At 43.1% G+C, this 2,982-nt stretch carries 1 protein-coding gene, 3 tRNA genes and 1 rRNA gene; 2 read left to right on the forward strand and 3 right to left on the reverse strand.

Annotated elements, in window-relative coordinates:
- Positions 1 to 3: 3 nt before the first annotated feature.
- Both BCT81_RS10360 and BCT81_RS10365 read left to right on the forward strand, forming a co-directional pair.
- Positions 4 to 79: transfer RNA gene (locus tag BCT81_RS10360), tRNA-Thr, on the forward strand.
- Positions 80 to 115: 36 nt separating this feature from the next.
- Positions 116 to 191, forward strand: a tRNA-Asn gene (locus BCT81_RS10365).
- 453 nt (positions 192 to 644) lie between these two features.
- Here the strand turns inward: BCT81_RS10365 and BCT81_RS10370 are convergent.
- The 3 genes from BCT81_RS10370 to rrf all read right to left on the reverse strand — a co-directional run bounded on the left by BCT81_RS10370 (position 645) and on the right by rrf (position 2,934).
- Entirely contained in the window at positions 645 to 1,040 is a 396-nt protein-coding gene (locus BCT81_RS10370) for a DUF2391 family protein (RefSeq protein ID WP_102424107.1), read from the reverse strand.
- Between the two features lie 1,671 nt (positions 1,041 to 2,711).
- Positions 2,712 to 2,788 (reverse strand) — tRNA-Asp (locus tag BCT81_RS10375).
- Positions 2,789 to 2,818: 30 nt separating this feature from the next.
- A 5S ribosomal RNA gene (rrf, locus tag BCT81_RS10380) occupies positions 2,819 to 2,934 on the reverse strand.
- Positions 2,935 to 2,982: the final 48 nt, after the last annotated feature.

Here is a 2,982-nt window from a genome sequence, read left to right on the forward strand (position 1 = left end):
TGTGCCGACTTAGCTCAGTAGGTAGAGCAACTGACTTGTAATCAGTAGGTCACCAGTTCGATTCCGGTAGTCGGCACCATTTATATTATTGAGAAGTTTACTCTTCTTAAATAATTCCCCCTTAGTTCAGTTGGTAGAACGGCGGACTGTTAATCCGTATGTCGCAGGTTCGAGTCCCGCAGGGGGAGCCACTTTAGAGAAAGCCTCATCACACGATGAGGCTTTTTCGTATCTACCGCTCCTGCTTTGTGCCAAAGCAATGTCTCAGCCGAATCGTCGGACCGCCCTAGCCGGCCGCGTCGAATCCCGCAAGGGGAGCCAATAAAGAAGAAGCCGCATCATTGATGCGGCTTTTTTGCACCTGAAGATCACGCATCTCTTTCCTACCTTCTTTAAACATCCTTGCCTTTTATCACATCCAAAATACCTTTCTTTATCTAGAGGTAATCAAACCATAGCCATTCATCTCAAGTGGTAAAGTTCACTTAGTAAAAACACTTCATCGAAAATTACTCTGGTGATAACGACGGATCATAAATCGAAGATCTGTATAGTGTGGCGATTTAGAGCTTCCAATTTTAAAACATCGCGCTGATCGCTCTCAGTGTCACTGTAAATCGCCACGCTCTCCTTAGCCACTACGATTACTCTTTATCAAAACTATCCACCACAATCGCTCCCATAGAGGCTGGCATAGAAATAACAATCACTCTCTTGATTGAAACTACAGGGTCAGTCAATAAAGGAAGTTTATCTAGACAAGTCAATACTAATGCTACGACCATGGCCGTCATGGCATAAGCGATAACGATTCTAAAAATGAACACAGGAATTCGGGCAACGACATCTTTTTGGAAAACGCTCTCATAAGTATAAAAACCAAGAAAGACTGCGGATAACATAAACAACAGCAATAAATTTTCGGCAGGCAACGTCTCTCCTAGTCTCCAGGCTTCTTCAGAAAAAGAGATTGGAACAGCCAGAGCAAAAGATCCAACAAAGATCTGGCCTGCATCTTCAAAATTAAAACTCAGTTTCATTACATTACCTACTCGAGCCTTCTCTGCGATCCCACAGTAATTATTCTCAACTCTCTAAATACTGGAATCACTAAAAGTTAAAAGTGACTTCCGGTACTTCATATTAACCACCTAAAGCCAACTAAGAGTTGAACCGGAGAGCAAAAAAATCAAATTCTACTAATTATAATCTTAACGCTTCCACACGCTCGTAGAATGTACATAGGCTTCGAGTACGATGCTTAAGGGCAATAAACCTTCGGCGTGTGTACCAATATTGCTCACCCCAAACCTGAAAAAACTTACCTTCTAATATACTGTCACCAATACAATATAGTTGAAGATATCTGTTCTTGAGGGTGTAAGGACGGCATTTCAATGAGAAGTAAAAGAGCATTGATCGGCAATGGATGACTTGAAGGGAGTCTACCTTTGAGGGCTAAACAACAATTCTGATACCCACACTCTCAAAACCGAGCTAAAGGCTAGCTATATCATAGTGAACAGTCTCCTATACCTTCTGAATACAAAGAAATAGGTTACGGTTTATAGAACGTATGAATAAGCAAATCTCAGCAGAACTAGTACCTTGTAAATGCTTCTATAAAGTGCCCACCGCTGGAATTGCTAAAAGCATAGATCTGTTGTGTATTAATAGATACCAGATAGGAATCCCCATGGAAATACCTCTCTATTGTGCTAGACAGGCCGTAAGGCTTCTTCCACAAATGACAGTGACAAAACGCAATAAGGAGAGCTGAAGGTCCAAGCATCAGGGGATAGGAAATATTTAGATAAGAAGCAATGAAAGGCACGCTAGCACCTCTTTAAAAGAAGTAGTTAGACTACCGAGATGTTTCGACTATTCATTACAATAAAAAGCTTACAACGAAATTGTCAGTAGAGTACTGCTCCCGGGTAATTCAGGGCCTCTTAAAGGCTCATTAGAAGGCAAGTTTAACCGCGGACTAGGTTGCCATACATCAAAGCAATAGCGCTTCACGACACTACCTACCTTCTCGGTAAGCACCGAAAAGCAGGAAAGCTATAGTGAGAGCTCCAAGACTTGTTTAACGCACTTCAAAGAGAGATCATCATAATTCGGAAGTAACCAAGCCAAACTACTTCTAACAAGGCATGTCGATAAATTGAGGTTCTTCTGTACCTTTGCTCCTGGCCAAGCAAAATGTACATTCCAAGTAAATTAACAATACTCACAAACGACGTAAGCCTAATCGTCGGACTAGATTTCCCACCATTGGAGGCATGGTCGGGATTGCTGACAACCGGGGCGATTTGCAATGATTCGAATGTAAAAAAGTCCTGCTATTTCTAGCTGGACTTCTCTATGAATGACATAAAGGTAGTGTTCGCAGACGGTCAGGGCTCATTAGTCGAAGACCAAATTATCTATTTCCTAAAACAAGTGAAGCCTAGTCATAAGGCTAGGCTTTCTAATAAATAGTGGGGTCGCCGGGTTGCGGACAACGAGCAAACCTTTTGCGGGATTCTTTCAACCGAAGCGGAACACAATCATTCAAACGTAAAAAAGCCCGAGCAGTTATGCTTGGGCTTAGTATAAGTGGCGGAATAGCTGGGGGATCAGACGACCGGGACTCGTTGGTCGAAGACCAAAATATCTATCTCTAGAAACGACGAAAGCCTAGTCGTAAGACTAGGCTTTCTGATAAGTGGCGGAGTGGACGGGACTCGAACCCGCGACCCCCGGCGTGACAGGCCGGTATTCTAACCAACTGAACTACCACTCCGCAGTGTCTATTCAGCTTAAAGCAATTTGAGCCTGACGATGTCCTACTCTCACATGGGGAAGCCCCACACTACCATCGGCGCTATTGTGTTTCACTTCTGAGTTCGGCATGGAATCAGGTGGGTCCACAATGCTATGGTCGCCAAGCAAATTTTAAAATTCGGAAAGCTGTTTCTATTCTCTCAAACTCATTCA

The sequence above is a fragment of the Vibrio sp. 10N.261.52.A1 genome (genome assembly GCF_002876325.1).
Taxonomy (GTDB): domain Bacteria; phylum Pseudomonadota; class Gammaproteobacteria; order Enterobacterales; family Vibrionaceae; genus Vibrio; species Vibrio chagasii.